19 protein-coding genes are annotated in these 26,846 nt (G+C 70.5%); 10 read left to right on the top strand and 9 right to left on the bottom strand.

Annotated elements, in window-relative coordinates; translation table 11 throughout:
• Position 1: 1 nt before the first annotated feature.
• Positions 2–1,483, top strand: coding sequence for an AMP-binding protein (locus HNQ70_RS09885; protein WP_221302754.1), 1,482 nt, complete (start codon positions 2–4; stop codon positions 1,481–1,483).
• 114 nt (positions 1,484–1,597) lie between these two features.
• Here HNQ70_RS09885 and HNQ70_RS09880 read toward each other — a convergent pair whose 3' ends face one another.
• From HNQ70_RS09880 to HNQ70_RS09865, 4 genes are all read right to left on the bottom strand, one after another.
• A complete protein-coding gene (locus HNQ70_RS09880) occupies positions 1,598–3,232 on the bottom strand; it encodes an MFS transporter (RefSeq protein WP_281381607.1) in 1,635 nt (544 codons plus the stop codon).
• A 22-nt stretch (positions 3,233–3,254) separates the two neighbouring features.
• Positions 3,255–4,925, bottom strand: a complete 1,671-nt coding sequence (locus HNQ70_RS09875) for a class I adenylate-forming enzyme family protein (RefSeq protein WP_183966933.1) — start codon at positions 4,923–4,925, stop codon at positions 3,255–3,257.
• Between the two features lie 85 nt (positions 4,926–5,010).
• Positions 5,011–6,555, bottom strand: a complete 1,545-nt coding sequence (locus HNQ70_RS09870; protein ID WP_183966931.1) for an AMP-binding protein — start codon at positions 6,553–6,555, stop codon at positions 5,011–5,013.
• A 126-nt stretch (positions 6,556–6,681) separates the two neighbouring features.
• Positions 6,682–7,431, bottom strand: coding sequence for an SDR family NAD(P)-dependent oxidoreductase (locus HNQ70_RS09865; protein WP_183966929.1), 750 nt, complete (start codon positions 7,429–7,431; stop codon positions 6,682–6,684).
• A gap of 257 nt (positions 7,432–7,688) precedes the next feature.
• Here HNQ70_RS09865 and HNQ70_RS09860 point away from each other — a divergent pair, with 257 nt between their 5' ends.
• A complete protein-coding gene (locus HNQ70_RS09860) occupies positions 7,689–8,690 on the top strand; it encodes a ketopantoate reductase family protein (protein ID WP_183966927.1) in 1,002 nt (333 codons plus the stop codon).
• A gap of 59 nt (positions 8,691–8,749) precedes the next feature.
• Here HNQ70_RS09860 and HNQ70_RS09855 read toward each other — a convergent pair whose 3' ends face one another.
• The 3 genes from HNQ70_RS09855 to HNQ70_RS09845 all read right to left on the bottom strand — a co-directional run bounded on the left by HNQ70_RS09855 (position 8,750) and on the right by HNQ70_RS09845 (position 12,341).
• Positions 8,750–9,268: a phasin family protein gene (locus HNQ70_RS09855; protein WP_183966925.1), complete on the bottom strand. Its 519-nt coding sequence runs from the start codon at positions 9,266–9,268 to the stop codon at positions 8,750–8,752.
• A gap of 152 nt (positions 9,269–9,420) precedes the next feature.
• Positions 9,421–10,098, bottom strand: a complete 678-nt coding sequence (locus HNQ70_RS09850; protein WP_183966923.1) for a response regulator — start codon at positions 10,096–10,098, stop codon at positions 9,421–9,423.
• Positions 10,095–12,341 (bottom strand): sensor histidine kinase, encoded by a 2,247-nt coding sequence (locus HNQ70_RS09845; protein ID WP_183966921.1) that lies wholly within the window; start codon positions 12,339–12,341, stop codon positions 10,095–10,097. Before HNQ70_RS09845 ends, HNQ70_RS09850 begins: the two co-directional genes overlap by 4 nt.
• 124 nt (positions 12,342–12,465) lie before the next feature.
• Here HNQ70_RS09845 and HNQ70_RS09840 point away from each other — a divergent pair, with 124 nt between their 5' ends.
• The 6 genes from HNQ70_RS09840 (at position 12,466) to HNQ70_RS09815 (ending at position 19,988) form a co-directional block, all read left to right on the top strand.
• Positions 12,466–13,545 carry an alcohol dehydrogenase gene (locus HNQ70_RS09840; protein WP_183966919.1) on the top strand — a complete coding sequence of 360 codons (1,080 nt, stop codon included), beginning with the start codon at positions 12,466–12,468 and terminating at the stop codon, positions 13,543–13,545.
• 103 nt (positions 13,546–13,648) lie between these two features.
• Positions 13,649–13,891: a hypothetical protein gene (locus tag HNQ70_RS09835; protein WP_183966917.1), complete on the top strand. Its 243-nt coding sequence runs from the start codon at positions 13,649–13,651 to the stop codon at positions 13,889–13,891.
• A gap of 131 nt (positions 13,892–14,022) precedes the next feature.
• Positions 14,023–15,759 carry a gluzincin family metallopeptidase gene (locus HNQ70_RS09830; protein WP_183966915.1) on the top strand — a complete coding sequence of 579 codons (1,737 nt, stop codon included), beginning with the start codon at positions 14,023–14,025 and terminating at the stop codon, positions 15,757–15,759.
• 9 nt (positions 15,760–15,768) lie between these two features.
• Positions 15,769–17,091, top strand: coding sequence for an MBL fold metallo-hydrolase (locus HNQ70_RS09825; protein WP_183966913.1), 1,323 nt, complete (start codon positions 15,769–15,771; stop codon positions 17,089–17,091).
• A gap of 93 nt (positions 17,092–17,184) precedes the next feature.
• Entirely contained in the window at positions 17,185–18,318 is a 1,134-nt protein-coding gene (locus HNQ70_RS09820; protein ID WP_183966911.1) for a patatin-like phospholipase family protein, read from the top strand.
• 35 nt (positions 18,319–18,353) lie between these two features.
• On the top strand, positions 18,354–19,988 hold the full coding sequence (locus HNQ70_RS09815) for an AMP-binding protein (RefSeq protein ID WP_183966909.1): 1,635 nt from the start codon (positions 18,354–18,356) through the stop codon (positions 19,986–19,988).
• On the opposite strand, the gene HNQ70_RS09810 is transcribed toward HNQ70_RS09815, so the two are convergent.
• Together HNQ70_RS09810 and HNQ70_RS09805 are read right to left on the bottom strand one after the other, a co-directional pair.
• Entirely contained in the window at positions 19,969–21,864 is a 1,896-nt protein-coding gene (locus tag HNQ70_RS09810) for an alkyl/aryl-sulfatase (RefSeq protein ID WP_183966907.1), read from the bottom strand. The genes HNQ70_RS09815 and HNQ70_RS09810 overlap by 20 nt on opposite strands.
• Positions 21,865–21,878: 14 nt before the next feature.
• Positions 21,879–22,961: a Zn-dependent alcohol dehydrogenase gene (locus tag HNQ70_RS09805; RefSeq protein WP_183966905.1), complete on the bottom strand. Its 1,083-nt coding sequence runs from the start codon at positions 22,959–22,961 to the stop codon at positions 21,879–21,881.
• 288 nt (positions 22,962–23,249) lie between these two features.
• Between HNQ70_RS09805 and HNQ70_RS09800 the strand changes: the two genes are divergently transcribed.
• On the top strand, positions 23,250–24,101 hold the full coding sequence (locus HNQ70_RS09800; protein WP_183966903.1) for a transporter substrate-binding domain-containing protein: 852 nt from the start codon (positions 23,250–23,252) through the stop codon (positions 24,099–24,101).
• 164 nt (positions 24,102–24,265) lie between these two features.
• Complete coding sequence (locus HNQ70_RS09795) at positions 24,266–26,818, top strand: putative bifunctional diguanylate cyclase/phosphodiesterase (RefSeq protein ID WP_183966901.1); 2,553 nt, start codon at positions 24,266–24,268, stop codon at positions 26,816–26,818.
• Positions 26,819–26,846: the final 28 nt, after the last annotated feature.

Raw genomic sequence — 26,846 nt, 5'->3', positions numbered from 1 at the left:
GATGGAGCTCGCTCCCGGCCAGATCCCGATGGGCCTGCTGCCGGCGCACCATGCGCAGGCCGGCCCCGACCGCCCCGCAGTGACGATGGGCGAGGACAGCCTCAGCTGGTCGCAGCTCGAGGCCCGCGCCAACCAGCGGGCCCGCGCCTACCAGTCGCTGGGCGTGCGCGCCGGCGACTTCGTCACCATCGCGCTGCCCAACGGCTTCGAGTTCTACGAAACCGCCTTCGCGATCTGGAAGCTGGGCGCGACGCCGAACGTGGTGTCCTCGAAGCTGCCCCGCGCGGAACTGGACGCCATCCTCGAGCTTGTCCGCCCGAGCCTGCTGGTGGCCGACCTGCCGGAGGCGCCCGCTGGCATCACCATGTACGCGAAGGACTCGCAGGCGCACCTGTCACACCCCGCGGATCCGGTCCGCGTGCAGGTGGCCGCGCACTGGAAGGCGATGACCAGCGGCGGCAGCACCGGCCGCCCCAAGGTCATCGTCGACCACAACCCGGCGGCCTGGGACCCCACGGCCGGCGCGCTGCTGCAGCAACCCGGCAACACGGTGCTCAACCCGGGCCCGCTGTACCACAACGCCCCGTTCAGCGTGATGCATGCCGCGCTGTTCGTCGGCGGGCACGTGGTGGAGATGGGGCGCTTCGACCCGCTGCGCGCGCTGGAACTGATCGAGCGCCACCGGGTCGAGTGGGTGAACCTGGTGCCCACGATGATGAACCGGATCTGGCGGCTTCCCGAGGACCAGCGCAAGGCCTTCGACCTGTCCTCGCTGCGCACCGTATTCCACATGGCGTCGGCCTGCCCGCCCTGGCTCAAGGAGCGCTGGATCGAGTGGCTCGGCCCGGAGCGCATCTGGGAGCTCTACGGCGGCACCGAGCGCCAGGGCAGCACCGTGATCGGCGGCGCCGAGTGGCTGACCCACCGCGGCTCGGTGGGCCGGGTGCAGCCCGGCTCGCGGATGCAGGTGATGAACGAGGCCGGCGAGCCCTGCGCCCCCGGCGAGGTCGGCGAGGTGTTCTTCCTGCCGGACCTGGGCGCGGGCGCAACTTATCACTACGTCGGCGCCGACCCGAAGCGTCAGGGCGAATGGGAATCGATCGGCGACCTGGGCTACCTCGACGAGGAGGGCTACCTCTACCTGGTCGACCGCCGCACCGACATGATCGTCAGCGGCGGCGCCAACGTCTATCCGGCCGAGGTCGAGGCGGCGCTGGACGCGCACCCCGGAATCGCGAGCAGCGCGGTCATCGGCCTGCCCGACGACGACCTGGGCCAGCGGGTGCATGCGATCGTCCAGGCCAGCCCGACGACGGGAGCCCCGGACCTGGAGGAGCTCCGTTCCTTCCTGGCGGAGCGGCTGGTCCGCTACAAGATCCCGCGCAGCTTCGAAATCGTCGAGGAACCGTTGCGCGACGACGCCGGCAAGACGCGGCGGTCGGCGCTGCGCGAGGTGAGGCTGGCCGGCAGCCCCCGGGGCTGATCGATCCGCGGATGGCCGGCCCGGCCTGACCGGCGCACGGCCGATCGTCGGCGCTCGCTGGTCAGCGCCCGATGCGGGTCGGCGCTGCCCGCCCGGTCTGGGCCGCCTACCTCCTCAGCGCCGCGCGAGCGGGTCCGCGATGCAGCGAGTGACCTTGGGTGGCTCGGCACCCAGGTGGAAGGCCAGGCGCCGCTCGCGCAGCGCCTCGTCCGCGGCGGTCAGGCGCCCGAAGCGGCGCCGCTGCTCGAGCCAGGACTCGTCGACCACGTATTCGACGAAGCGCGCGGGATCGGCGGAATCGCGGAACAGCTCCCAGGACAGCGCGCCCTGGGCGAGCCGCCTGCGGCGGGTCTCGCGCATCACCTCGCGGAACTCGCCGGCACGCTCCGGGTCGATACGGTACTCGATCATGACCAGCACCGGCCCGTCGTCCTGCGCCACCGGCCAGGCGGCCTCGGGCGGGCTGCGCGGATGCACCGGGGTGAGGTCCTCGTCCACCGCGTCGTCGAGCAGGCGCTTGCGGGTCAGCCAGAGGATCGCCGTGCCGCTGAGCGCCGCGAGCACGAGGCTGCTGCGCAGGTCGGTGAGCGTGGCCACCTGCCCCCAGAGGGCGGCGCCCAGCGCGCCGCCGCCCATCAGCGACATCTGGTACATCGACATCCCCCGCGCCCGCACCCAGTTGGGCAGCGAGAGCTGCGCGGACACGCCCAGCGTGTTGGCGACGGTGAGCCAGGAGACGCCGCAGATCACCATGAAGGGCACCGCCACCCACAGGTTCGGCGAGAAGCCGACCGCCACCATCATGCCGGCCTGCACCAGGCTGCCGCGCCGCACCAGTTGGTCGCTCGAGAAGCGCTTGCGCCAACCCGGCAGGAACAGCGCCGACATGATCGCGCCGGTGCCCATCGACGCGAGCAGCAGGGTGTAGGTGCCCGCGCCGCCGCCGGGCATCTGCCGCGCGATCAGGGGCAGCAGCGCCAGCAGCGCGGTGGAGTGGGCGAAGAACATCGCGATCCGGAACAGCACGGTGCGCATCCGCGCCGACTGCCGCACGTACTGCACGCCCACGCGCATCGCGCCGATGAAGCGCTCGCCCGGCAGCGCGTTCGCCTTGGGCTCGCGGCGCCAGCGCCAGATGACGAGCACGGCCACCAGCGACAGGACGGCATTCAGCACGAAGACCCATATCGTTCCCGCGCCGGCGATCAGCATGCCGGCGACGATGGGGCCGATGATCCGCGAGCCGTTCATCGCCACGCCGTTGAGCGCCAGCGCCGCCGGCATCTGCGCGCGGGGCACCAGCTCCGGGATCAGCGCTGAGTACACCGGCCAGCGCATCGCGAGCCCGATGCCGTTGACGAAGGTGAGCGCGAGCAGCAGCGGCGCGCTGACCAGTCCCGAGGCGATCGCCAGGCACAGCAGCGTCGCGTTGCCCGCGATCCACAGCTGGGTCGTCATCAGGTAGCGGCGCCGGTCGACGATGTCGGCCAGCGCCCCGCTGGGCAGGCCGAGCAGGAAGACCGGCAGGGTCGATGCGGTCTGCACCAGCGCCACCATCACCGGCGAGGTAGTGAGCGAGGTCATCAGCCAGGCGGCCGCGACGTCGTTCATCCACATGCAGGTGTTGGCGATCAGCCAGACCGACCAGAGCATGCGGAACACCGGCGCCGACAGCGGCGCGAAGGCCGACGTGGACGCCGCCGCGGCGGCGGCTCCGCCGCCGGGCGGAGAAGGAGTGTGCTCGATCAAGCCGGGCCCCGCTGCGCGCGCCTCATTGCCCCAGTGCGTCCCTGAGCACCCGCTTGAGCAGCTTGCCGTTGGCGTTGCGCGGCAGGGGCTTGTCGGTGAGCGTCACCGACTCGGGAACCTTGTAGTCGGCGAGGTGCTTGGCGCACCAGGCGCGCAGCGTGTGTTCGTTGATGCCCGGATCGCTCACGCAGGCGAAGGCATGCACCCGCTCGCCCAGGACCGGGCAGGGCTTGCCGACCACCGCTGCCTCGAGCACCCCCGGGTAGGCCATCAGCAGGTTCTCGACCTCGACGCTGTAGATCTTGAAGCCGCCGCGATTGAGCATGTCCTTCTTGCGGTCGAACACGCGCACGAAGCCCTCCGCATCCACCGAGCCCAGGTCGCCGGAATGCCACCAGCCGGCGGTGAACTCGCTGGCGGTGGCCTCGGGGTTGTTCCAGTAGCCGCGGACCACCATCGGGCCGCCGATCCAGAGTTCGCCCACCTCCCCAGGCGGCAGCTCGAGACCGTCGTCGTCCATCACGACGACGTCGGCGCAGGGCAGCCGGAAGCCCACGCTGTCGCCATGCTCGCGGGTGAAGCGGGAAGGCATCATCGTGACCGGCGAGGTGGTCTCGGTGGCGCCGTAGGCGTTCATCAGCTGCAGGCCGGGCAGCTTGCGCAGCATCGCGTCGATGGTGGCAACCGGCATCGGCGCGCCGCCATAGCCGCCGATCCGCCAGGAAGACAGGTCGGCACGCCCGAAGCCGGCGTGCAGCAGGCACAGGTTGTACATCGCCGGCACGAGGATGGTGGAGGTGGCGCGTTCGCGCTCGACCAGTTCGAGGAAGCTGCCGGCCTTGAACGCCGCCATCAGGATGTTGGCGCCGCCCACCGCCACGGTGGACGCCAGGTTGGCGATCAGCCCGGTGACGTGGCTCGCGGGCACCGCGAGGATGGAGCGGGTGCGCTCGTCCAGCCCCATGCAGTGGACGAAGTGCAGCACCGAGTGCGCGATGCCCAGGTGGGTGAGCATCGCGCCCTTCGGGCGGCCGGTGGTGCCGGAGGTGTAGAGGATCACCGCGCAGTCCTCCTCGGCCACCGGGGCCGCCTGGCCGAGGAAATCGGCGCCCGCCAGGGTCTCCCAGCCGGCGGCGGGCATCGGCGGCGGCGGCGCACCCTCGTCGGCCGGGGCGGCCGCCGAGTGCGACGAGGCCGGCGCGCCGGGGTTGACCGGCAGCCGCACCCAGAGCCTGCAGCCCGGCACCGCGGAGGGATCGGGCAGGCGCTCCTCGAGGTCTGCGTCGAAGAACACCACCTTCGCCCCGCAGTCCCCGAAGATGTACTCGAGCCCGGGCCGCTGCTCCCGGATGCTCACCGGCACTGCGATCGCGCCCAGCCGCTGCGCCGCGTAGAGCGCCACCAGGAACTCGGGACGGTTCGACAGCAGCAGCGCGACCCGGTCGCCTGCCGCCACGCCCGCGGCCTCGAGCCCGCCGGCCAGCCTGCCGACGCGCTCGTCGAGCTCCCGGTACGACCAGCGCAGGCCCTCGAACACCACCGCATCCTCGTCGGGACGCGCGCGCACCGAGCGCTCGAGCATCGCGTGCAGGCTCGGCGGCCGCTCGGCGAAGCAGCGCACGATCCGGTCGCCGAAGTGCACTTCGTGACGTTGCAGGGGCAGGCGGCAGTCCGCCCAGGTGTCCTCGTTCATTCCATCACCTCGTCTGGCCGGCGTCCGCGGGCCGCGCGCCCCGGCGGGGCAGCGCTCCAGCGTCGTCGCCGCATCTCCGGATTGTTCAGGACTTCTTTGCGTAGCGCTCGACCAGCAGGAACTTCTGCACCTTCCCGGTGGGCGTGCGCGGCAGCGGCTCGGACTGGACGATGATCTCCTTGGGAGTCTTGAACCCCGCCAGATGGCTGCGGCAGGCGCGGATCACCGCATCGCCGTCCACCGCGGCGCCCTCGGCAGCGACCACCACCGCCGCGACCCGCTCGCCCCAGAAATCGTCCGGCAGCCCGATCACCGCGCAATCGGCGACCCCCTCGCAGCCCAGCACCGCGCCCTCCACCTCCGAAGCGTGCACGTTCTGGCCGCCGGTGATGATCATGTCCTTCTTGCGGCCGCTGATGAACAGGTAGCCCTCGTCGTCGATGCGGCCGAGGTCGCCGGTGTGGATCCACCCGTCGCGGAAGGTCTCGGCCGATTTCTCCGGGTTCTGCCAGTAGGCAGTGACGCTGTTCGGGCTGCGTCCGATCACCTCGCCGAGCTCGCCGGCGGGCAGCGGCCGCCCGGCGTCGTCGACGACGCGCACCTCCGCGAACAGGATGGCGCGGCCGACCGAGTCGGGCCGGCGGGCGCGGTCCTCGGGCGTGCTGACCGCCAGCGCTCCGGTCTCCTGCATCCCGTAGTACTCGTAGAGGTTCGGGCAGATGCGCTGAATGGTCTCGTTGCGGATCCGCTCGGGCAGCGCCGAGCCGACGAAGGTCGTGCCGCGCAGCGACGAGAGGTCGGTGGCCGCGAGCCGGTCGCAGGACAGCAGCATCGCGGACATCGTCGCGACCAGGTTGACGATGCTCACGCGCTCGGTCTCGATCAGCCGCAGCACCGCTGCCGGCTCGAAGTTCGCGAGCACGTTTCGCACGCCGTACATCGCCGTTGCCATCGCCCAGCCGAAGCCCACGCGCCCGAACATCGGGAACACCGTGAGCGCGACGTCCTTCTCGGTCAGCCCGTGGGCGTGGAACATCGGGAACATGGTGCTCATGTTGTACTGCGTCATCACGTAGGATTTCGGCAGCCCGGTGGTCCCCGAGGTGAGGTTGAAGTAGAAGGGATCGCCCTCGCCGATCTCGACCTGCGGCTCGGCCTCGTGGCTGCCGGCCAGCAGGCGCTCGTAGCCCAGCCCGTGGGCCGGCTCGTCGTCTCCGATCACCACCGTGTGCAGGATTCCCGGCGCGTCCCTGCGCAGCTGCGCCGCGGCCTCGTCGTGGCCCTGCTCGATCAGGATGCCGGTGGCGCCCATGCTGGTGGCGAGTTCCACCATCTCGACCGGGGCAAGCCGGTAGTTCAGCGGCAGGCCGACGATGCCGGTCTTGGCCAGCGCGAAGTAGATCTCGACGACCTCGACGCGGTTGGTGCTCAGGAAGGCGACGACGTCGCCCTTGACCAGCCCGAGCGCGGTCAGCGCATTGGCGAGCCGGTTGACCCGCTCGTTGGTCTGCCGGAAGGTGAAGCGCCGGCCGGTGCCGGAGCAGAAATACGATTCCCGGTCGGGATGGCGCAGCGCCGCCGTCGCCAGGATGTTGCCGACGAGCATTCCGCTCAGCCCGCGTTGTGCCATGGAAATTCCTGCCAGGTGTGATCGGTACGACGAAACGATGACCCCGCGCGGCACGCGCCGCGCGGCGCCCGCGACCCAGACCGCGATGTTACAGACCCGCGACGGGCGCCGCGGAGCCCGCGCGCTTCAGTCGAACAGGATGCCGCCGTTGACCTGGAGGTTCTCGCCGGTGACGAAGCCGGCCAGCGGGGAGCACAGGAAGGCGATCGCACCGGCGACGTCGTCGCCGGTGCCGAAGCGGCCCATCGGCGTGGAGGCCAGCAGCCGCGCGCCGCGGGTCTCCCTGAGCGCTTCGGTCATCCCCGTGGCGATGATCCCCGGCGACACGGTGTTGACCCGGGTGCGGGGCGCCAGCGCCAGCGCCAGGCTGCGCGTGAAACTGAGCACCGCGCCCTTCGATGCGCAGTAGTGCGCGTTGACCGCGCTGCCGCGGCTCGCGGCGATCGACGCGATGGTGACGATCGAACTGTCGTCGCGCAGGTGGGGGAGCACCGCGCGGCAGGCGAGGAAGGTGCCGTCGGAGTTGACGCGCATCAGCTGCTGCCACTGGTCGAGCGTCATCCGCTCGATCGGCACCTCCGGGAACACGCCGGCGGCATGCACCAGGTGGTCGATGCCTCCGAACCGGTCCGAGGCGGCCTGCGCCATCGCGCTGCAGGAGGCCTCGTCGGCGACGTCGACCGTCACGCAGTGCAGGCGCGCCGTGTCGCCGCCCGGAGAGCCGCAGAGGGTGTCGCGCAGGGCCTCGAGCGGCGCAGCCTGCGCGTCCGCGAGCACCAGGCAGGCGCCGTGCGAATGCATCAGGCGGGCCGTGGCGGCGCCGATGCCGCCCGCGGCGCCGGTGATCACCACTGTCTTTCCGGAAAAGGAGATCATCGCGTCCTCGATTGCAGGCTGTCGGCGAAGACTGCCCGAGCGCCGCGCGCGCGGCAATCCACGCGCGCGATCTTCGGAATGCGGCGGGCCGCGTGCCGGTTTTGCGGGCGGCGGGAAATGCCGGACACTTTGCGCCTATCCGCCGCGAGTGGTGCGCATGCCAGGGCGGCCCGCCACGCGCGCGCGCCTCGTGCGCCCGCCCGCCGCTCGCCGGCAGCCAATCCGGCCGCCCGCCCACCACCCGTCCCTGAGTGCCGATGACCAGCCAGAGCTCGCCCCAGTCCACGCCGTCCCGCCCCGCATCCGCTGCCTGGCCGCGCATAGCGGTCTACGGGGCCGGCGCGGTCGGCTGCTTCCATGGCGCCAAGCTGGCCGAGGCCGGCGCCCCGGTGGTGCTGATCGGCCGGCCGGCGCACGTCGAGGCGATCCGCTCGGGCGGCCTGCTCTTCGAGGATGCGGGCACGGGCGCGCAGCGAAGGATCCCGATCGAGGCCACCACCGACCCCGGCGCCGTCGCGGACGCCGATCTCGTCCTGCTTTGCGTCAAGACCGGGGACACCGCGACCGCCGCGGCCGATCTCGCCGGGCGCATGCGCCAGGGGGCGCAGCTGGTGAGCCTGCAGAACGGCGTCGAGAACGTCGCGCTGATCCGCGCGGCCGGCGACCTGGATCCGCTTGCGGCAGTGGTCTACGTGGCGGTGTCGATGCCGGCGCCCGGGCACCTGCGCTACGCCGGGCGGGGCGACCTGGTGCTCGGCGAGTTCGGCCCGCCGCCGCCGGGCGCGCGCCGCAGCGGCAACCGCGCGCTCGAGGTGGCGGCGCTCTTCGAGCGCGCAGGCGTGCCCTGCCCGGTCTCGGAAGACGTGCGGCAGGACCTCTGGGTGAAGCTGGTGGTGAACTGCGCGATGAACCCGGTGTCCGCGCTGGGCGGATCGCGCTACGGCCGGATGATCGACGACGCGCCGACGTGCGAACTGCTGCTGGCGATCGTCCGGGAATGCGTGGAGGTGGCCCGGGCGGATGGAGTCGCCCTGCCGCCGGCCGAGGACCTGCATGGATCGGTGCTGAGGCTCGGCGCCGCGATGCGCGAGGCGAGCTCGTCGACCGACCAGGACATCAGGGCAGGCCGCCAGACCGAGATCGACGCGATCAACGGCTACGTTGCCCGCCGGGCCGACGCGCTCGGGCTTGCAGCGCCGGTCAACCGGACGCTTCACACCCTGGTGAAACTGCTCGAGGCCGGCGCCGCGGCCCGCTGAAGCGGAACGCGGCCCGGCCCCGACAGGCGGCGGACGCCGCCCGGTTCAGGCCCCGTGGATCAGGCCTTCTTCTTGGCGCCGGCAGTCATCGTGGACTCGGCCTTCTCGGCGAACTGGCGCGTGGCGTTGTTCACCTGCTCGTAGGCCTTGGCGGAGGCGGCCAGGGCCTGGCGCACGAAGGCGACCGCGCCCTCGGAGCCTGCCGGCGCGTTCTTCGCCAGTTCCTCGATCGCTGCGGCGAGCTGCGCGTTGCTTTCCTCGACCTGCTTCTCGACCATCGCGCTGAGGTCGGACCCGGTGTCCTTGGAGATCGCCAGCACGGCCTTCGCGTAGGCGGTGAACTTCTCCGGCGAAGGCCGGGTGTAGCTGGTGACCAGCTCGGTCAGCGTCTTGGCGTCCTTGGCGGCCAGCAGCGCGCGGATCTGTTCGGTCGACTGCTCGAGCGAGCTCTTCGCGGTCTCCATGTTCAGCGCGGCCAGCTTCTGGAAACCTTCGAGCGCCTTGGCGGCGGCCTCGCCGGTGATGCGGAAGGCTTCGACCTGCATCTTCATCAGGTCCTGCGGATTGGTCTTCATCATGTTCATGCTCCTGGAATCGGTTCGTCGAATCGCAGCGCTGAACAAGTTCCCGACCGGGATTTGCTGCACTGCACAAATCAATGATGCGCCTCGATCGAGCCCTTGTCAAGAGGTTTTGTTGCAGTGCACCAAATCTTCGTTCCCCGGCGGCTTCATACGAGGCCGCGACGCGCCGCCTCGAGCGCCGCCTCCGCCCGCGAGGAGATGTTGAGCTTCCTGTAGAGCGTCTTCACGTAGCCGGCCACCGTCTGCTCGGCCAGCCCGAGCACCCCCGCGGTCTCGCCCACGCGCAGCCCGCGGCCGATGCACGAGAGCACCTCGGTCTCGCGGGGGGTCAGCGCGGTCTCGGGGGCCCTGGCCACCAGGGGCGCGCTGCGCTGGCGCAGGTGCGCAAGCATGCGCCTGGCGATCGAAGGAGACAGCGGCGGCAGCCCCTCGTCGATCCGGCGCAGGTGGCGCACCAGCGTCTCCTGGTCCTGCTCCTTGAGCAGGTAGCCCTGCGCGCCCGCCTCGATCGCGGGAAACAGGTGCAGGTCGTCGTCGTAGATCGTGGCCACCACCGGCAGCGCCTGCGGAAATTCGTCGGCCACCTGCCGCACCAGCTCCACGCCGGAGCCGTCGGGCAGACCCAGGTCGATCAGTGCGATGCGGAACGCCGCCTGGCGCGGCGGATCGCGCCGCAGCCGCAGCAGCCATTCGCGCCCCTCCGCGACGCTCGACGCCTGCCCCACCTCGATCCCATCGAAGGCAAGTTCCAGCGCACCCGCGAGCCCGCTGCGCACCGCCGCATGATCCTCGACCACCAGCGCAAGCCGGTCCGCGGCGCTCATGCGGCCCTCCCCGACTGGCCGCCCACTGGAACGTCGATCTCCACGACGCAGCCCGGCGCGCCTTCCCGGATCGAGAGCCGGCCGCCCAGCTCCTCGATCCTCATCCGGAGGTTGCGCAGGCCGTGTCCCTGGCCCTGCACCTTTCCCTGCGGCCCGGCATCGGCCAGGCACGGGCCGCCGCCATCGTCGCGCAGCATCATCCGCAGCCAGCCCGCCTTCGCCGCCACGCCCACCGTCATCCGGGCGGCACCCGAGTGCCGGATCACGTTGGACACGATCTCCCGGTGCGCCGAAGCCAGGTGTTTTGCTGTCCTGTAGTCGATCTCCATCTCCTCAACGTCGTCCACCAATGGCCAGTCGAGCTCGATCCCCGTGGCCTCCAGGCGCGAGGCGGTCTCGTGCCTCAGGTTCGCCAGCAGCGGGCCCAGGCCGGCACGGCCGCCGGTCAGCCCCGCGACCACGCCGCGCATTTCCGCAATGGCATCACGGATCGACCCGCGCGTTTCGTCGAGCGTGGGCCGGTTCAGCGCGGTCAGCAGCTGGGCGCCGAGATCGTCATGCAGGTCGCGCGCCACGCGGCGGCGCTCCTCGGCCACGCCGCGCTCGTAGGCAGCCCGGCCCGCGTCCGCCTGCCGCATCAGCTCGACCATCTGCCGTGCCAGCCGCATGTGCGCCGTACCGAAGAGCTCGCGGCCCTGCCAGGGATACCGGACCAGCAGCGCCGGCGAGGAGGCCACCGCCGGCAGCCGCATCTCCAGTCCGTCCGGGGCCAGGTCCGGCGTCGCAGGCAGCTGGCCGCCCTCCGCGGCCGCCGCATCGGCTCCCTCGCCGCGCGCCGGCAGCTCCTCGAGCTCCAGCGGATCGAACACGCGGCGCACGAGCTGCTGCCAGGCGCTCACCCGCTCGCCCTCGGTCGCCTGGAAGGCCACCTCCATGACGGACTGGAACAGCTCGTGGTCAGGAATCCGCCGGCGCTCGACCACCTTGCGCCAGAGCGCGCTCCGCGCCGGCAGGTAGACGAAGCCGGCGATCACGAGCGCGATGCCCAGCGACTCGAAGGGCTCGAGCCGCAGCGCCAGCACCAGCAGGCCGTCGAGCAGCACGAGGCCCACCGCGCCGCCCACCCAGAGGAGGATGCGGTACGCCCACTCGTCGAGCTCGAACAGCCGGTAGCGGCGCAGGCCCAGCGCCAGTCCGCCGTACATGATCAGGAAGAAGCCGAAGGCGTAGCCCTGGCGCAGCGGCGGCAGCCAGCCGAACAGGCTGGACGCAACCGTGGACAGCACGAACAGTCCGCAGCCGAGGATCACCGAGAGGCTCAGCCAGGTGAGCGCGGCACGGGCGCGGGGATCGTCGATCGTCAGCCGCCACTGCATCCAGGCGAACACGATCACCATCAGGATCGCGGCCACGATCGGCAGCCGCACGCCCCAGTTCTGATTCGGCGCCAGCTGCAGCAGGTCGATCGCGAGCCAGGGCAGGAACACCAGCGGCACCAGCAGCATGTAGCGCGGCCGCACGATCCGCCTGGGGTAGCAGAGGAACAGTTCGATCAGGGCGATGCCGAACATCAGCGCGCCGACGTGGTTCAGCGAAGACAGTGCCCGGAAGACCTCGCCGTCGATCGCCAGCTCCCGGCTGCTGTAGACGGCAGCGCTGAACGCCGACAGCGGAAACATCGCCCCGGTCAGCGCGAACATCCCGGTGGCGAGATCGGTGGGCCGCAGCACCCAAACCCATGCCCCCACCAGCAGGCAGGCGCTGCCCGCGAAGAGCTGGAACCAGAAGACCGGCGGCAGGTCCGACACCGGGCGCGTGGCCGCGGGCGTGACTTCATGCACCGTCCGGCGCCCGTCCGGATGACCGACCTCGATCCGGACCGCGTCGGCAGCCAGCAGCGCGGCCAGCCGGCTCTGCCGGTCGAGCATCGCGCACATCTCGTCGTAGGAGTCGATGAAGTCCGGCTCCTCGATGACGTCGTGCGGGACCAGCCCGAGGCCACCGACCGAAAGCAGCCGAAGCCCGGCGCCGCCCGCGCGCTCGAGCTCCCCGGCAAGCGCGGCGGCCGGCCCTGCCGGCGCCACTTCCACGATGCGCACCCCGTCGCCATCGGGCGCCAGGCCCAGCCCGAGCCAGGGCTGGCGCGCAAGGAAGAACACGGCCGCGACGCACGCCCCCAGGCAGAGCAGGGCCACGGCCAGCAGCGCATGCCCGGGCGAGAAGCGTCCGTTGGGGAACAGCATGCGGGGTCGGGATCCTCGGCGATGTCCTGTCGGCGTCCGCCGGCATGGCGGATCGCCCGCATTATCCGTCCCTGGCGGGCGCGGCGCGATACCATCGGTCGCAGAAAACAGGACGGAGAAGGCGATGCTCAGCTACGAAGTGGTCGAACACGGCAAGCCCCTGCAGGCGAAGCTGCGCGAAACTCCGGTGCCCGGCGGAACCGAGGTGCTCGTGCGCATCACCCGCTCCGGCGTCTGCCATTCCGACCTCCACCTGCAGGAAGGCTTCTTCGACCTGGGCGGCGGCAAGCGCGCCAGCATCCGCGACCGCGGCGTGGTGCCGCCCTTCACCGTGGGGCACGAGCCCTACGGCGTGGTCGAGGCCGTCGGTCCGGAGGCCAGCGGCGTGAAGCCGGGCGACCGTCGCCTCGTCTATCCCTGGATCGGCTGCGGAAGCTGCCCGGTCTGCGCCGACGGCAACGACCACTACTGCCTGAGCCCCCGGACAATCGGGGTGGTGCGCCCCGGCGCCTACGCCACCCACGTGCTGGTGCCCGACGCCCGCTACCTGGTCGACGTCGAGGGCATCGACCCGGCCTGGGCGGCGACGCTGGCCTGCTCGGGGCTGACCGCCTGGAGCGCGATCGGCAAGCTGCCGGTGCTCGCGGCGCGCGAGTGGGTGGCGGTGCTGGGCTGCGGCGGCCTTGGAATGGCGGCGATCTCGATGCTGCGGGCCCGGGGCGTCAGCAACGTCGTCGCCTGCGACGTCGAAACCGGCAAGCTCGCCCAGGCCATGGAACAGGGCGCAGCGGCGACCGTCGACAGCGGCGCGCCGGATGCCCTCGCGCGCCTGCAGTCGATCGCCGGCAACGCGGTCGCCGGCGCACTCGATTTCGTCGGCATGCCGGCCACCGCCACGCTGGGCATCGCAGCGCTCGCCAAGGGCGGTCACTACGTGCTGTGCGGCCTGTTCGGCGGCGAGATCACGCTGCCGCTGCCGCCGATCGCGCAGCGGGCGATCGCAGTGCGCGGTTCCTACGTGGGCAGCCTGCGAGAGTTGCGCGAGGTGGTCGAGCTCGCCCGCTCCGGCCGGCTCAGGCCCTCGCCAATCGACCTGCGCCCCGCCGCGGACGTCAACCGCTGCCTCGACGACCTTCGCGCGGGCCGGGTCCTGGGCCGTGCCGTCCTCGATTTCGACGGCGTCGACCCCGACCGTCTCGCCTGAGAGTCTCCGCGGGACCCGAGAACCTGAGAACGGATCCCGCACAAGCGCTCGCCGGATTCATTCGCAGATTCCATGGTCCGGCCCGCATCCTCCGGAGTCCGCCATGAAACGCCTTGCCGCCCTCCTGCTTCCCCTCGCACTCTCGGGCTGTGCCGCCCTTGCCGCCAGCGTCGCCGACGCCCAGGCCGACCAGGCGCTCTGCGAGCGCGCGCGAACGCAGGCGCGCCAGGGCGACCTGGCCGGCGCCGAGGCCAGCATCAGCCGGATGCGTGACCTGCGCGAGGCCTGGTACTGCAGGAACGACCTGATCGAGCAGGACCGGGGCCTGTACCCGCGCGCGACCTGAGTCCGCCTGTGCGTCCGCCTGTGCGTCCGCCTGTGCGTCGGCTTGCCGCTGCCTGCCGGCGCAAGTAGGATCGAAGAACCCAGCCCCCGCCCTGTTTCGCGGGCCAGCCGCTTCGTTGCCGCGAGGCCCCGATGACTGCGCGCAGCAACACCCGCACTCTGACGATCCTGGCCCAGGACCCCGCGGTCCGCCTCGGCGGCCGGCTGGCCTTCGCGCAGGTCGAGGTTCCCTACGAAGACCTCGCTCCCGGCCCCACGGGCCATCGGGTCAAGGTGGTGGACTTCGACGCCAGCGCCGGTGTGCTCTACACAGCGCTCGAGCAGGAACTCGACGCGGACGGCGAGCCGCGCGACGCCTACGTGCCACCGGAGGGGGCAGGCGCCGCGCAGCTGCGCGCCTGGGAGGCGCGCCTGCTCGCCGACCCGCGCTTCCACCAGCAGAACGTCTACGCGATCGTGATGCGCACGCTGGCCCGCTTCGAGCATGCGCTGGGCAGGCGCGTGGCCTGGGCTTTCGACGGCCACCAGCTGCACGTCGCGCCGCACGCCTTCAACGACGCGAATGCCTACTACTCGGAGGCGGACCGCGCGCTGTTCTTCGGCTGGTTCCGCTCCGCGCGGACCGGCCGGCCGGTCTTCACCTGCCTGTCGCATGACATCGTCGCCCACGAGACCACGCATGCGCTGCTCGACGGGCTGCGCGACAGCTTCACCGAGCCCTCGTCGCCCGACCAGGCGGCCTTCCACGAGGGCTTCGCCGACGTGGTCGCGCTGCTCTCGGTGTTCTCGCTTGCGCCGATCGTCGAGGCAGCGCTGGTCAAGGGAGGGCGTCCTGCGCGCGGCCGCGACGGGATGCGGCTGGTCGGCGCTGCGGCGCTCGACGAGCGCGCGCTGGCGGCGTCGATCCTGTTCGGGCTCGGCAAGGAGTTCGGCAGCGAGCTCGAGGGTGCGCGCGCCAACTGTCTGAGGCGCTCCATCTCCCTGCCGCCGGGGCGCCACCTGCAGGAGCCCGGCCGCGAGGAGCCGCACGACCGCGGCGAGGTGTTCGCGGCGGCGATGCTGCGCAGCTTCCTGACGATCTGGACCCGCAGGATCCGCGCGCTCGGCACCTTCGGCCGGGGCCGCTACAACCTCGACATGGTCGTCGAGGAAGGCGCCACTGCCGCCGCCCACCTGCTGACGATGGCGATCCGGGCGCTCGACTACTGCCCGCCCGTCGACCTGGAATTCGGCGACTTCCTCGCCGCGTTGCTCACGGTCGACACCGAGACCGTGCCGGACGACTCGAAGTACGGCTACCGGCCGGTGGTCCGCAGCACCTTCCAGGCCTACGGCATCGACGTCCCCGCCGCCGGCACCGATCCTGCCACCGGCTGCTGGCTGCCCTTCGCGGGCAACGAGGCCATCGTCTACACGCGGACCAACTACGAATCGATGCTGCACGATCCCCAGGAGGTGTTCCGCTTCCTGTGGGAGAACCGGCGGGTGCTGCGGATCGACGACCGCGGCTACATGCGGATCGCCTCGGTTCGGCGCAGCAGCCGCCAGGGACCGGACGGGTTCCAGCTGCGCGAGACGATCTGCGAGTACGTCCAGGTGGCCTCCATCTTCGGCGCCGAGGCGCGCACTGCGCTCGGCATCGAGCGCCCGGAGGGCATGCCCAGCACGCAGCGGATCACCGCCTACGGCGGGGGCACGCTGGTGTTCGACCAGTACGGCCGCATCAAATACCACGTCGAGCATCGGCTGGACGACGGGCCGCGGCAGTCGGCGCGCCTGGCCTGGCTGTGGGAGAACGGCCTGCTGGACCAGCCCAGGGATGCGCGCGGGCAGTTCGCGGCAATCCACCGCCGGCGCGCCGGCGGCTGAGGAGGGACGATGGCGACCAGGCGGGCCCCCGTCGCGGTGACGATCTTCGCCTACCAGGTCGGCTTCGGCGACTGCTTCCTGCTGCGCTTCGAGTACCCGGGCAGCAACCGCCATGTCCTGATCGACTTCGGCACCACGGGCCTGCCGAAGCAGGCTGCCGCCAGCCGCCTGTCGGCGATCGCCAGCGACATCGCCGAGAAGTGCTCGGGGCGCCTCGATGCGGTGGTCGCCACCCACCGGCACGCCGACCACATCAGCGGCTTTGCCACGCGCAGCGACGGCAAGGGCCCGGGCGACCTGATCCGCAGCCTGCAGCCGCGCGTGGTGATCCAGCCCTGGACGGAGCAGCTGGACCTCGATCCCGGCGCGCTGAGCCCGACGCTCGGCTCGCGCAGCGCACTGCAGGCGCGCGCCAGGTCCTTGCGGGACATGCAGGAGGTCGCCAGGCACGCCGTGGAGCTGCTGGACCGGCGGCCCGGGGACTTCCCGAAGGCGGTGGCCGCGCAGCTGCGCTTCATCGGCGAGGACAACCTGGCGAACGCATCCGCGGTGCGTAACCTCGCCACGATGGCGCCCAGGCTGGTCCACACGTGGCACGGCGGCCCGTCCGGGCTGGGAGCGATCCTGCCGGGCGTCCGGACGCACGTGCTGGGCCCGCCCACGCTGCGGCAGACCGAGGCGATCCGCCGCCAGCGCTCGCGCGACCCCGAGGAGTACTGGCAGCTGGATTCCGGCCCGTCCGCCTGGTGGCGGCTGCAGCTGCGCCGCTTCTCAGACCAGGCCCTGGCGCCCGGCGAACGCGAACCGCTGTTTCCCGAATTCGTGGCGCGCCGCGCGAGCAAGCTGCCGATGTCGGCGCGCTGGCTCGCGTGGCGGCTGCAGAACGCCGAGGCGGAACAGACGCTCGAGATCGTCCGCACTCTCGACCGGCAGATGAACAACACCAGCCTGATCCTGCTGTTCGAGACGCCCGCGGGGAAGCTGCTGTTTCCGGGCGACGCGCAGATCGAGAGCTGGCAGTACGCGCTGTCCAACCCGAAGTACCGGGCGCTGCTCGAGGATGTCGGCCTGTACAAGGTCGGCCACCACGGCAGCCTGAACGCCACCCCGCGCAGCCTCTACGCGCAGTTCGCGAGAAGGGGAAACCGGAAGACGCCCGGCCGCCTGAAGACGCTGCTCTCGACGCTGCCCGGAAAGCATGGCAGCGTGGGGGCGCGCACCGAGGTTCCGCGCGCAACGCTGCTGTCGGAACTCTCGGCGAGCAGCGAGCTGCACAGCACCCACACGCTGCCGCCGGATCGCCTCTACGAGGAGATCCGGCTGGAAGCCTGACCGCGCCGCCGCGTGGCGCGCCCAAGCGCACCCAAAGCGCACCCAAAGCGCACCCAAGCGCACCCCATGCGCAACCTGGACGAGGAGACCATCATGCCCTTCGGATCCGAACCACGTCAGCCCGGCGTCGGCCTCGCCCTGTCGGGCGGAGGCTTCCGTGCGGTGCTGTTCCATTGCGGCACGCTGATCCGCCTGAACCAGCTCGGCATCCTGTCGAAGCTGGCGCGCGTCTCCAGCGTGTCCGGCGGCTCGATCGTGGCAGGGGTCCTCGCCACGCGCTGGCCGTCGCTGCAGATCGACCCGCACGACGGCTTCATCGGCAACCTGGAGGACGCGGTGATCGAGCCGCTGCGCGCCTTCACCAGCGAGACGGTCGATGTCGGCGTCGTGCTCGGCGGCGCGATCAACCCGTTCCGCACCGCTGGCGAGGAGCTGATCCGCTGCTACCGCAAGCGCCTCGCGCTGGGCGTGAAGCTGCGCGAGCTCGGCGACCAGGGCCCGCGCTTCGTCTTCAACTCGACCAACTACGCAACCGGCGTGACTTTTCGCTTCTCCAAGCCCTACTGCGGCGACTACCGGATCGGGCTCATGGAGGAGCACGACTTCGACGTCGCGTTCGCAGTGGGATGCTCGAGCGCCTTTCCGCCGGTGCTCGCCCCGATCGTCGTCGAATCCGATCCGTCCCGGTTCAAGAAGACGAAGGGGGCGAACCTCTGGGACGACGAGGACTACCGCCGGCGCCAGCATCTCGCCGACGGCGGCGTCTACGACAACCTCGGCCTGGAGACCGTGTGGGGCCGCTACGAGACCGTGCTGGCGAGCGACGCGGGCAAGCCCTTCGATTTCGACCCCGCCGCCGGCGGCTACCTGGCCGACCAGCTCGGCCGCATTCGCGACATCGGCCTGAACCAGGCACTGGCGCTGCGCAAGCGCATGCTGATCGATGCCTTCCAGCACCAGCACGGCGACGCGAAAGGCGCCTACTGGGGCATCGACACCGAGATCGCGAACTACGGCCTGGCCGACGCGATTCCGGTCAGCGCCCGCACCAGCCACGAGATGGCGCAGATCCGCACGCGCCTGAACCGCTTCAGCGACGCGGAGCAGGACCGCCTGATCAACTGGGGGTATGCGGTCTGCGACGCGGCGATCCGCAAACACGTGCCGCAGCTGGTGACCCGGCCGGGCGCGCCGAAGCAGCCTCGCGAACGCCATCCGGTATCTTGAGACGATTCAGACGAGACGATGACAACGGAGAGACGATGAACCCGACGACGGTCCACGAGGCCTTCGAGGCCTCGGTACGGCGCTGGCCGGACCAGCCGATGATGATGGTGCCGCGCTCGGCCGAGCGGGCCTGGCTGCCCGACGGTCTGACGCTCTCTTATCGCGAGGTGGCCGAGCGGGTCGGCGCGCTGCAGGCGCTCTACGCGCAGGCCGGCTACGGCCATGGCCACCGCGTGGCGATGCTGCTGGAGAACCGTCCCGACCACTTCCTGCACTTGCTCGCGCTCAATGCGCTGGGCGCGTCGATCGTGCCGATCAACCCCGATTACCGGGCCGACGAGGTCCTCTACCTGCTCGACCATTCCGAGGCGCAACTGGTGGTGGCGGTGGCGTCCCGGGTGCGCGATCTCGGCGAGGTGGCGCGCCAGGCCGCCAAGACGCCGCCGGTGGCCTGCGTGGAGCCGCTGCCCGCGCAGCTGCCGCCTGCGCGCTCCGCCGCGATGCCGGGCCGGCCTGGCCGGGCCGCCGAGGCCGCGCTGCTCTACACCTCCGGCACCACCGCGCGGCCCAAGGGCTGCATGCTGAGCAACGACTACCACTTCGCGGTGGGCGAGACCTACCTGAACTACGGGGCGATGGCCGCGATCCGCGAGGCCCGGGAGCGCACCTACAACCCCCTGCCTCTGTTCCACATGAACGCAGGCATCTTTTCGTTCATGGGGATGATGCTGTCCGGCAACTGCGTGGTGATGCCCGACCGCTTCCATCCGCGGACCTTCTGGTCCGAACTCGTCGAAACCGGCACCACCATCGTCCACTACCTTGGCGTCATCCCGCCGATCCTGCTCAAGCAGCCAGCCCATCCCGACGAGCGCCGCCACGGCGTGCGCTTCGCGGTGGGCGCAGGCGTCGAGCCCCAGCTGCACGGAGCCTTCGAGGAACGCTTCGGCTTTCCCCTGCTCGAGCTGTGGGGCATGACCGAGACCGGCGGCGGCTTCATTGCCGCCGAGGAGCCGCGTCACATCGACACGCGGGCCTTCGGCCGGCCGACCGGCGACATGCTGGCCCGGGTGGTCGACGACCAGGATCGCGAGCTTCCCCGCGACACCGAGGGCGAGCTGACGGTGCGCCGGCATCATGACGACCCGCGCCGCGGCTTTTTCTCCGGCTACCTGAAGAACCCCGAGGCCACCGAAGAGGCCTGGCGCGGAGGATGGTTCCACACCGGCGACGTGGTGCGCCAGGACGCTTCCGGGATGCTGTACTTCGTCGATCGCAAGAAGAACATCATCCGGCGCTCCGGCGAGAACATCGCGGCCGCCGAGATCGAGGCGGTGCTCCAGGCGCACGAGCGGGTGGCGCAGGTGGCGGTGATCGCCGTGCCCGATGCGCTGCGCGACGAGGAGGTGATGGCCTGCGTGGTGCCGATGCCGGGCGTCGAGGCCGACGCCGCGCTGGCCCGCGAGCTCTTCGACTGGTGCATGCAGCGGCTCGCCTACTTCAAGGCGCCGGGATGGGTGGTGTTCCTCGACGCGCTGCCCACCACCGGCACGCAGAAGGTTCAGAAGAGCAAGATCTTCCCCGAGGGCGAGGATCCGACCCGGCGGCCGGACGCCTGCGACCTGCGCGAGCTCAAGAAGCGCGACGCGGTCACGGCTCCACGACGTTGAAATTCGGGTCGAATTCCTCCAGCACCCCGAGGAAGGCCTCGAAGCGCTCGCGCGCGCCCTCCACCGGCAGCAGCCCCTCGGCCAGACCCTGCGCCAGGCTCCTGCCCTCGTGGAGCATGCGCACCAGCGTCGAACGATCGACCCGCACCGTGGCGTCGGCCCGTGCGCCATGGCTGCCCCTGGAGTGGTTGAGCACGCCATTGACCAGCGTCAGGCGCCAGGCCTCCCCCACGTCCGGCATCACCCAGTCCAGGCGCACCACGAGATCCTGCGCGCGGATGCCGTCGACGCGGATCGCCAGGAAGTCGAAGAACATCTCCATCGGCAGCACCGACACGACGTTGGCGTTCAGCGCTCCGCCCCCGCCGCTCTGCAGGCGGCGAACCCCCTCGCGCAGCTCGCGCGCGCCGAGCAGGTAGGCGTTGCGCCAGGTCGCAGATTCGCTCTGGTAGCCGAGCTGCTCCATCGCGTCGGCCGCCAGCGACCGCGCCTCGCGATGATCGGGCTGCGCGAAGACCAGATGGTCGAGCACCTGGACCACCCACCGGTAGTCGCCGCGCGCGAAGTCCGCCCGCGCGCGCTCCATGATCGCCGCGGCGCCGCCCATGTACTCGACGTACTTCAGGCCGGCGGGCTGCGGCGGCAGCGGGTTGAGCGAGGCCGGGTTGCCGTCGTACCAGCCGAGGTAGCGCTGATAGATCGCCTTGACGTTGTGCCCGACCGCTCCGTAATAGCCCCGCGCGTGCCAGCGCTTCGACAGCCCGGTGGGCATGAACAGCGTCTCGGCGATCTCGCGCGGCGTGAGGCCGTGCGACATCAGCCGCAGCGTCTGGTCGTGCAGGAAGCGGTACAGATCGCGCTGCTCGGACACGTAGCGCTCGATGCGCTCGCGTCCCCATACCGGCCAGTGATGCTGCGCGAACACCACGTCCGACTGAGGCACGAACTCCTCGAGCGCCTCGTTCAGGTACTTGGACCACGCCAGCGCGTCACGCGCCTGCGCCCCGCGCAGCGGGCAGAGATTGTGCATGTTGTGGGTGGCGTTCTCGGCGAGGTTCAGCGCCCTCAACTGCGGGAAGAAGAAATGCATCTCCGCAGGCGCCTCGCTGTCGGGCGTGAGCTGGAAGACGATCTCGACGCCGTCGATGACGTGCCGCTCGCGCGGCGCGTCGATGGTGCGGGTGGGCGGCACCAGCGAGGTGGTGCCGCGCCCGATGCCCTTGCCCAGGCCGGAGTCCACGTGCGACTGCACGCCCGGCGCCAGCGTGTTGCCGAACTGGAACTGCGCGCGCCTGCGCATCGGCACGCCGGCCAGCACGTTCTCGGAGACCGCCGCCTGCATGAAGCCGCAGGGCGCGATCACCTCGACCTCCCCGGCGGCCACCTGCGCTTCGCTGATCACGCCGAGCACGCCGCCGTAGTGGTCGGTGTGGCTGTGGCTGTAGATCACCGCGACCACCGGTCGGCGCGGGCGATGCGCGTGGTACAGCTCCAGCGCAGCCTGCGCCGACTCCACGAAGGTCAGCGGATCGATCACGATCAGCCCAGAGTCGCCCTCGATGAACGTGACGTTGGCGAGGTCCAGGCCGCGCACCTGCCAGATGCGGTCGCAGACCTGGAACAGCCCGTGCAGCCGGTTCAGGCGCGCCTGCCGCCACAGGCTGGGGTTGACGCTGGCAGGCGCACCCTCGCCCTCCAGGAAGTCGTAGGGCTCCATCGACCAGACCGGCCTGCCCTTCGCGTTGAGCACCTCGCCCCGCGGCACCGTGCCCGCGAAGCCGCGCATCGCGTCCTCGAAGTCTTCGGTGTCGCTGAAGTCCAGCGACCCGAGCACGTCCTGATTGATCCGCCTGGTGAGGTGGGTTGCGTCGGGCATGGCGGCCAGGGCCTTCAGTCGAAGACGATCACGTTCCGCGCGATGCCGCCCTTCTTCATCTCCTCGAAGCCCTCGTTGATGCGCTCGAGCGGCATGCGGCCGGAGACCATCCGGTCGAGATGGAGCTTGCCCTGCAGGTAGAAATCCACCAGCCGCGGCATGTCGACACGGAAGCGGTTCGAGCCCATCGCCGAACCCTGGATGCGCCGTTCGCGCAGGAAGTCGGCCCCGTGCAGTTCCACCTTGGTGCCGAAGGGCACCATGCCGATGATGGTGGCGGTGCCGCCGGGACGGAGCATGCCGAAGGACTGCTCCACCGTCTGCTTGAGCCCCACGCACTCGAATGCGTAGTGGACCCCGCCCGAAGTGAGCTCCAGCACCTGGGCCGCGGGGTCGCCCGCGGAGGCGTCGACCACGTCGGTGGCGCCGAAGGCCCTGGCCATCTCGAGCTTCACCGGATCGCGGTCCACCGCGATGATGCGACCCGCGCCGGCGATCGCCGCGCCGTTGATTGCCGACAGCCCGATACCGCCGCAGCCGATCACGGCCACGGTCTCGCCCGGCGACACCTTGGCGGTGTGCACCACCGCGCCGTAGCCGGTGATGACCCCGCAACCGATCAGCGCCGCGAGGTCCATCGGCATGTCCTCGCGCACCTTCACCAGCGCGTGCTCGTGCACCAGCATCTGCTCGGCGAAGGACGACAGGTTCAGGAACTGGTTGAGCTTCTGCCCCTTCCAGTGCAGGCGCTCGGCCTGCCCCGGCGGCTGCTTGACCTCGGGGGTCTGGCAGATCGACATGTGGCCGGTGAGGCAGTGCTCGCAGTGACCGCAGAACACCGACAGGCAGGTGATGACATGGTCGCCGGGCTTGACGTAGGTGACGTCCGAGCCCACCGCCTCCACCACTCCCGCGGACTCGTGGCCCAGCACCGCGGGCACCGGCCAGGGATACTTCCCCTCGATGAAGTGCAGGTCGCTGTGACAGAGCCCGGCGACGGCCGTGCGGATGAGCACCTCGCGCGGGCCGGGCTTGTCGATCTGGACGTCCTCGATCGTGAGCGGCTGGTTGGGGGCGTGCAGGACGGCTGCCTTCATTCGTGTCTCCTCGTGCTTGTGATGGTGGTGGTGCCGGACGATTCTGCCACCTTGACCGGACGGCGGAGCTTTCCCCGGGTCCGCGCCATCGCGCCCGGGTTCCGTTAAGCCAGGATCATCGAGCACGCGAGCACCGCGCAGCGGGCGATGCGGTCCGCGCCGCCGGGAAGCGCGGCGGGAAGCGGCCTCGGCAAGTAACATCGCTTCACGCGACTAGAATCGCTGACCCGGCACCGCCTCGCCGGGAGCCGGCACATCGGTGCTCCGGCCCCCGCCCGAATCAAGGACATGATGAGGAAGCTCGAGAATCTCGCCGCCCCCCTGGCGATCCTCCTGGTCTCCATCCTGCTCGCGATCGATATCGCAAGCTGGAGCGCGGGCGAAACCCTCGACCGTTACGCGCGCGGCCAGCCGGTGCGGGTGGGCTACGCGCTCGAATCGCCCTTCACCGGACTGGATGCCGGCCGGGTCGTCACCGGCACCGAGCCGGAGCTGCTGCGGCTCGCCCTGGAATCAGCCGGAATCGACCACATCGAGTGGGTGCATGCCGACTTCGCGTCGTTGCTGAACGAGCTTCGCACCGGCCGCATCGACATCATCTGCGCAGGGATGCTCGACACGAAGGAGCGCCGGCAGCTCGCGGCATTCTCTCTCCCCACGTTGCGTGTCTCGGGCGGCCTCGCGATCCGTCCGGGCCTCGAGGTTGGCGCACGTTCGCTGCACGGAATCGCCGCGGACCCGGCTCTCCGGCTGGGCGTTGTGGCCGGGTCGGTCGAACACGATTCGGCGCTGCGCGCGGGCGTCCCCGAACATCGCATCATGATTTTTCCCGACGTGACGAGTGCCGGTTCGGCCCTGAACCGAGGCGAAATCGACACCCTGGCGCTGAGCTACCTGACGCTCGAGCGGTTGCAGCGCGCCGGGACGATCCAGGAGGCCGAACTGGTCGCCGTTCCCCGAGACCCAGAGGGCGGCCTGGAAACCTACACGGCCTTCGCGGTACGGCTTGGCGATGACGAGCTTCTCGCGACGCTGAACCGCTCCCTGGAGGCCATCGTCGGGACCGGGCAGCACCGCGAACTGCTGAAGCGTTTCGGCGTGCCCGACCATAATGTGCCTGAGGAGAGACCATCCCGATGAAGCGATGGTGGCCCCGTTGGCTGGAAGATGGCTTCACCGTCAGGGTTGCGGTGGTGGCGTTTGCCGTTGCGGTGATGTCGATCATGTCGTACTCGGCACACCGCTGGGACGATGCACTGCGCGACGCGATCACCGCCCAGGACCGCCTCCAGGAGTCGCGACGGATGATGGCGGTGGCGGCGATGCACCTGGAGCGCTACCGGAGCGCACCGTCCGACCACAGCATCGCCCTCTTCGAGGCCAGCCTGCAGCGAGCCCTGAACGCGAGCCGGGGCCTGCGGGACGGGTACGGCGCCATCGGCGGCTTCGAAGCCACGCCTTGGCTGGCGCCGTCGGCGAACGGCGACCTGGCCGCATACAACGACGAGATGGAACTGGCCGCGGCCACCTTGCGCCGCTGGCTGAGCGCGCCCGATGCGCTGAGCCACGTCTGGGTCAGGCGCGCTGTCCAGGAGGTGGACCGATCCGCCTCCACCGTCGAACTCCTGCTGTTCGAAGAACTCGGGCGCCGGATCAGGAACCAGCGCCTCCTCGCGGCAGCGATGGTGCTGGTGGCCGGAGGGCTCTCGATAGCGATCCACAGCCTGCTCGTTGCTGTCCGCGCACGGCGCGAGGCGGGAGTGGCTGCCCTGCAGGAGAGCGAAGCGCGCCTGGCAGCTTTTGCGAAGAGCCTCCCTGGCCTGGGCTTCATGTGCAGCCGGGATGGACGCTACCTCGCCATCTATGGGCAGGCGGAGGCCAACCTCCTGATCCCTCGGAGCGAGATCGTCGGCAGACGAATCGACGAGATCCTGCCTGGTCCGGCTGCCGCGCGGATCCTCGATGCGATCGACGAAGCCGTCGAGCTGAACGAGCCCGTCGTGACCAGCTATCGCCTTGCGGTTGGTGGCGGGGAGCGGACCTTCGAAGCTCGGATCGTGGCATTGGGGGACGCCGAGCGTCTGGTGTGCCTGATCTTCGACGTGACCGCAGAGGTGGCGGCGCAGCAGCGCAGCTCGCTTCTCGCGGCAGCGATGGAGAACTCGAGCGAAGGCATCCTGGTCACGGACCCGGAAGGTCGCATCCTCATCGCAAACCGCGCCTTCACCGACATGACCGGCTACGAAGAGCGCGAGCTCGTCGGCCGAACAGCGGAGGAGCTTGGCTTCGCCCATGAAGGAGAGGCCTTCTACCCGATGCTGTCCTCTCGTCTGGATGCCGAGGGCGGCTGGCGGGGCGAGATGCGCCACACGAGCAAGCCCGGCGTAACGCTGCCAGTGTTCATGTCCATCAACCGGGTGCCTGACGCCGCAGGCAGAACCGCGCATTTCGTGGTGGCGGTGAGCGACCTGAGCCGGGTGAAGGAGGCCGAGGAAAGCATCGACCACATGTTGCGGATCGACCGGCTCACGGGTCTTCCGAATGCAACGTCGGTGAGCCGTGCGATCGACGCCGCCCTCGAGAAGGACCGGGGACGAACGCACGCTGTGGCCGTGCTCCTTCTCGACATCGACCGCTTCCAGAGGATCAACGATGCACTCGGCCGCAAGCAGGGCGACGAGCTCCTGCGCCAGGTCGCGGCGCGCCTTCAGTTCGCGCTGCCCCAGCACGCCGGGCACGGACGGATCGGCCACCTCAGCGGCGACGAATTCGTGGTGGTCGAAATGGAGCCCGTCGACGAGATGCAGCTGGCGCGCCTCGCGACCGACATCGGCGACGCCTTCCGGGCCCCGTTCCAGCTGGGCGATGACCAGGTCTCCCTGCAGGTCAAGATAGGCATCGCGATCGGATCGCTTGACGGCAACAGCGCCGTAGAACTGCTGCGCGGCGCCGACATCGGGATCCGCGAGGTCAAGCGTTCTGGCCTGCCAGGATTCGCGTTCAGTTCGCAGGAGCTCTACTCGCTAGCCGCCAGGCGGGTTTCCCTGGAGCGCCGCCTCGCCCGCGCCCTGGAGACGGAGGGATTCACTTTGCACTATCAGCCGCTCGTGGAGTTGTCGAGCGGCCAGGTCATCGGCGCGGAAGCGCTGGTCCGGCTCGCGCCCGACGGCCGCGAACCGATCGGGCCTGCGGAGTTCATCCCGGTGATGGAGGAAAACGGCATGATCCTCGATCTCGGCAGGCTGGTGCAGGCGAAGGCCTGCCGCCAGCTTCGCGCCTGGCTCGACGCCGGCTTGGATCCGGGCTTCGTTGCAGTCAACCTTTCGCCCGCGGAGCTGCGCCAGGAGGGAATCGTCGAGCAGTTGCTGACCTGCCTCGAGGAGAGCGGCATCCTGCCCGACAGGCTGGAGCTGGAGGTGACCGAATCGGGCCTGATGGAACAGGGAGCTGCAGCGAAGGACCTCCTCGATCGGCTGCGCGACCATGGCATGCGGATCGCAATTGACGACTTCGGCACCGGTTACTCGTCGCTCGCGCGCCTGAAGAGCCTGCCCATCACGAAACTGAAGATCGATCGCAGCTTCGTGCGCGACCTTCCGGAGGACCAGGCCGACCGCCAGCTGACGACGACCATCGTCGGCCTGGCCCACAGTCTCGGACTGCGCGTGGTCGCCGAAGGCGTGGAGAACGAGGCGCAACGCGCCTTCCTCGAGCAACTGGGCTGCGATGCAATCCAGGGATACCTGGTCAGCCCGCCGCTTGCCGCGGCCGAGTACGAGGCGAAGTTCCTCTCTGCCGCTCGCGCCGTGCCGACCTCCTCACGGCTCGACGCCGCGCAGGCGGGCGCCCCGCACTGACACCAACGCGCTGCGATCCAGCGCCACA

It is taken from the genome of Quisquiliibacterium transsilvanicum, assembly GCF_014202215.1.
GTDB lineage: Bacteria > Pseudomonadota > Gammaproteobacteria > Burkholderiales > Burkholderiaceae_E > Quisquiliibacterium > Quisquiliibacterium transsilvanicum.
Note: the sequence above shows the minus strand (reverse complement) of the source record. Positions and strands in the feature narration are given on the sequence as shown.

Bases quoted from the DNA above. Each gene is read 5' to 3' on its own strand.
- HNQ70_RS09885 (WP_221302754.1), top strand. From the start codon at position 2: ATGGAGCTCGCTCCCGGCCAGATCCCGATGGGCCTGCTGCCGGCGCAC.
- HNQ70_RS09875 (WP_183966933.1), bottom strand. From the start codon at position 4,925: ATGAACGAGGACACCTGGGCGGACTGCCGCCTGCCCCTGCAACGTCAC.
- HNQ70_RS09870 (WP_183966931.1), bottom strand. From the start codon at position 6,555: ATGGCACAACGCGGGCTGAGCGGAATGCTCGTCGGCAACATCCTGGCG.
- HNQ70_RS09865 (WP_183966929.1), bottom strand. From the start codon at position 7,431: ATGATCTCCTTTTCCGGAAAGACAGTGGTGATCACCGGCGCCGCGGGC.
- HNQ70_RS09860 (WP_183966927.1), top strand. From the start codon at position 7,689: ATGACCAGCCAGAGCTCGCCCCAGTCCACGCCGTCCCGCCCCGCATCC.
- HNQ70_RS09855 (WP_183966925.1), bottom strand. From the start codon at position 9,268: ATGATGAAGACCAATCCGCAGGACCTGATGAAGATGCAGGTCGAAGCC.
- HNQ70_RS09850 (WP_183966923.1), bottom strand. From the start codon at position 10,098: ATGAGCGCCGCGGACCGGCTTGCGCTGGTGGTCGAGGATCATGCGGCG.
- HNQ70_RS09845 (WP_183966921.1), bottom strand. From the start codon at position 12,341: ATGCTGTTCCCCAACGGACGCTTCTCGCCCGGGCATGCGCTGCTGGCC.
- HNQ70_RS09840 (WP_183966919.1), top strand. From the start codon at position 12,466: ATGCTCAGCTACGAAGTGGTCGAACACGGCAAGCCCCTGCAGGCGAAG.
- HNQ70_RS09835 (WP_183966917.1), top strand. From the start codon at position 13,649: ATGAAACGCCTTGCCGCCCTCCTGCTTCCCCTCGCACTCTCGGGCTGT.
- HNQ70_RS09830 (WP_183966915.1), top strand. From the start codon at position 14,023: ATGACTGCGCGCAGCAACACCCGCACTCTGACGATCCTGGCCCAGGAC.
- HNQ70_RS09825 (WP_183966913.1), top strand. From the start codon at position 15,769: ATGGCGACCAGGCGGGCCCCCGTCGCGGTGACGATCTTCGCCTACCAG.
- HNQ70_RS09820 (WP_183966911.1), top strand. From the start codon at position 17,185: ATGCCCTTCGGATCCGAACCACGTCAGCCCGGCGTCGGCCTCGCCCTG.
- HNQ70_RS09815 (WP_183966909.1), top strand. From the start codon at position 18,354: ATGAACCCGACGACGGTCCACGAGGCCTTCGAGGCCTCGGTACGGCGC.
- HNQ70_RS09810 (WP_183966907.1), bottom strand. From the start codon at position 21,864: ATGCCCGACGCAACCCACCTCACCAGGCGGATCAATCAGGACGTGCTC.
- HNQ70_RS09805 (WP_183966905.1), bottom strand. From the start codon at position 22,961: ATGAAGGCAGCCGTCCTGCACGCCCCCAACCAGCCGCTCACGATCGAG.
- HNQ70_RS09800 (WP_183966903.1), top strand. From the start codon at position 23,250: ATGATGAGGAAGCTCGAGAATCTCGCCGCCCCCCTGGCGATCCTCCTG.
- HNQ70_RS09795 (WP_183966901.1), top strand. From the start codon at position 24,266: ATGATGGCGGTGGCGGCGATGCACCTGGAGCGCTACCGGAGCGCACCG.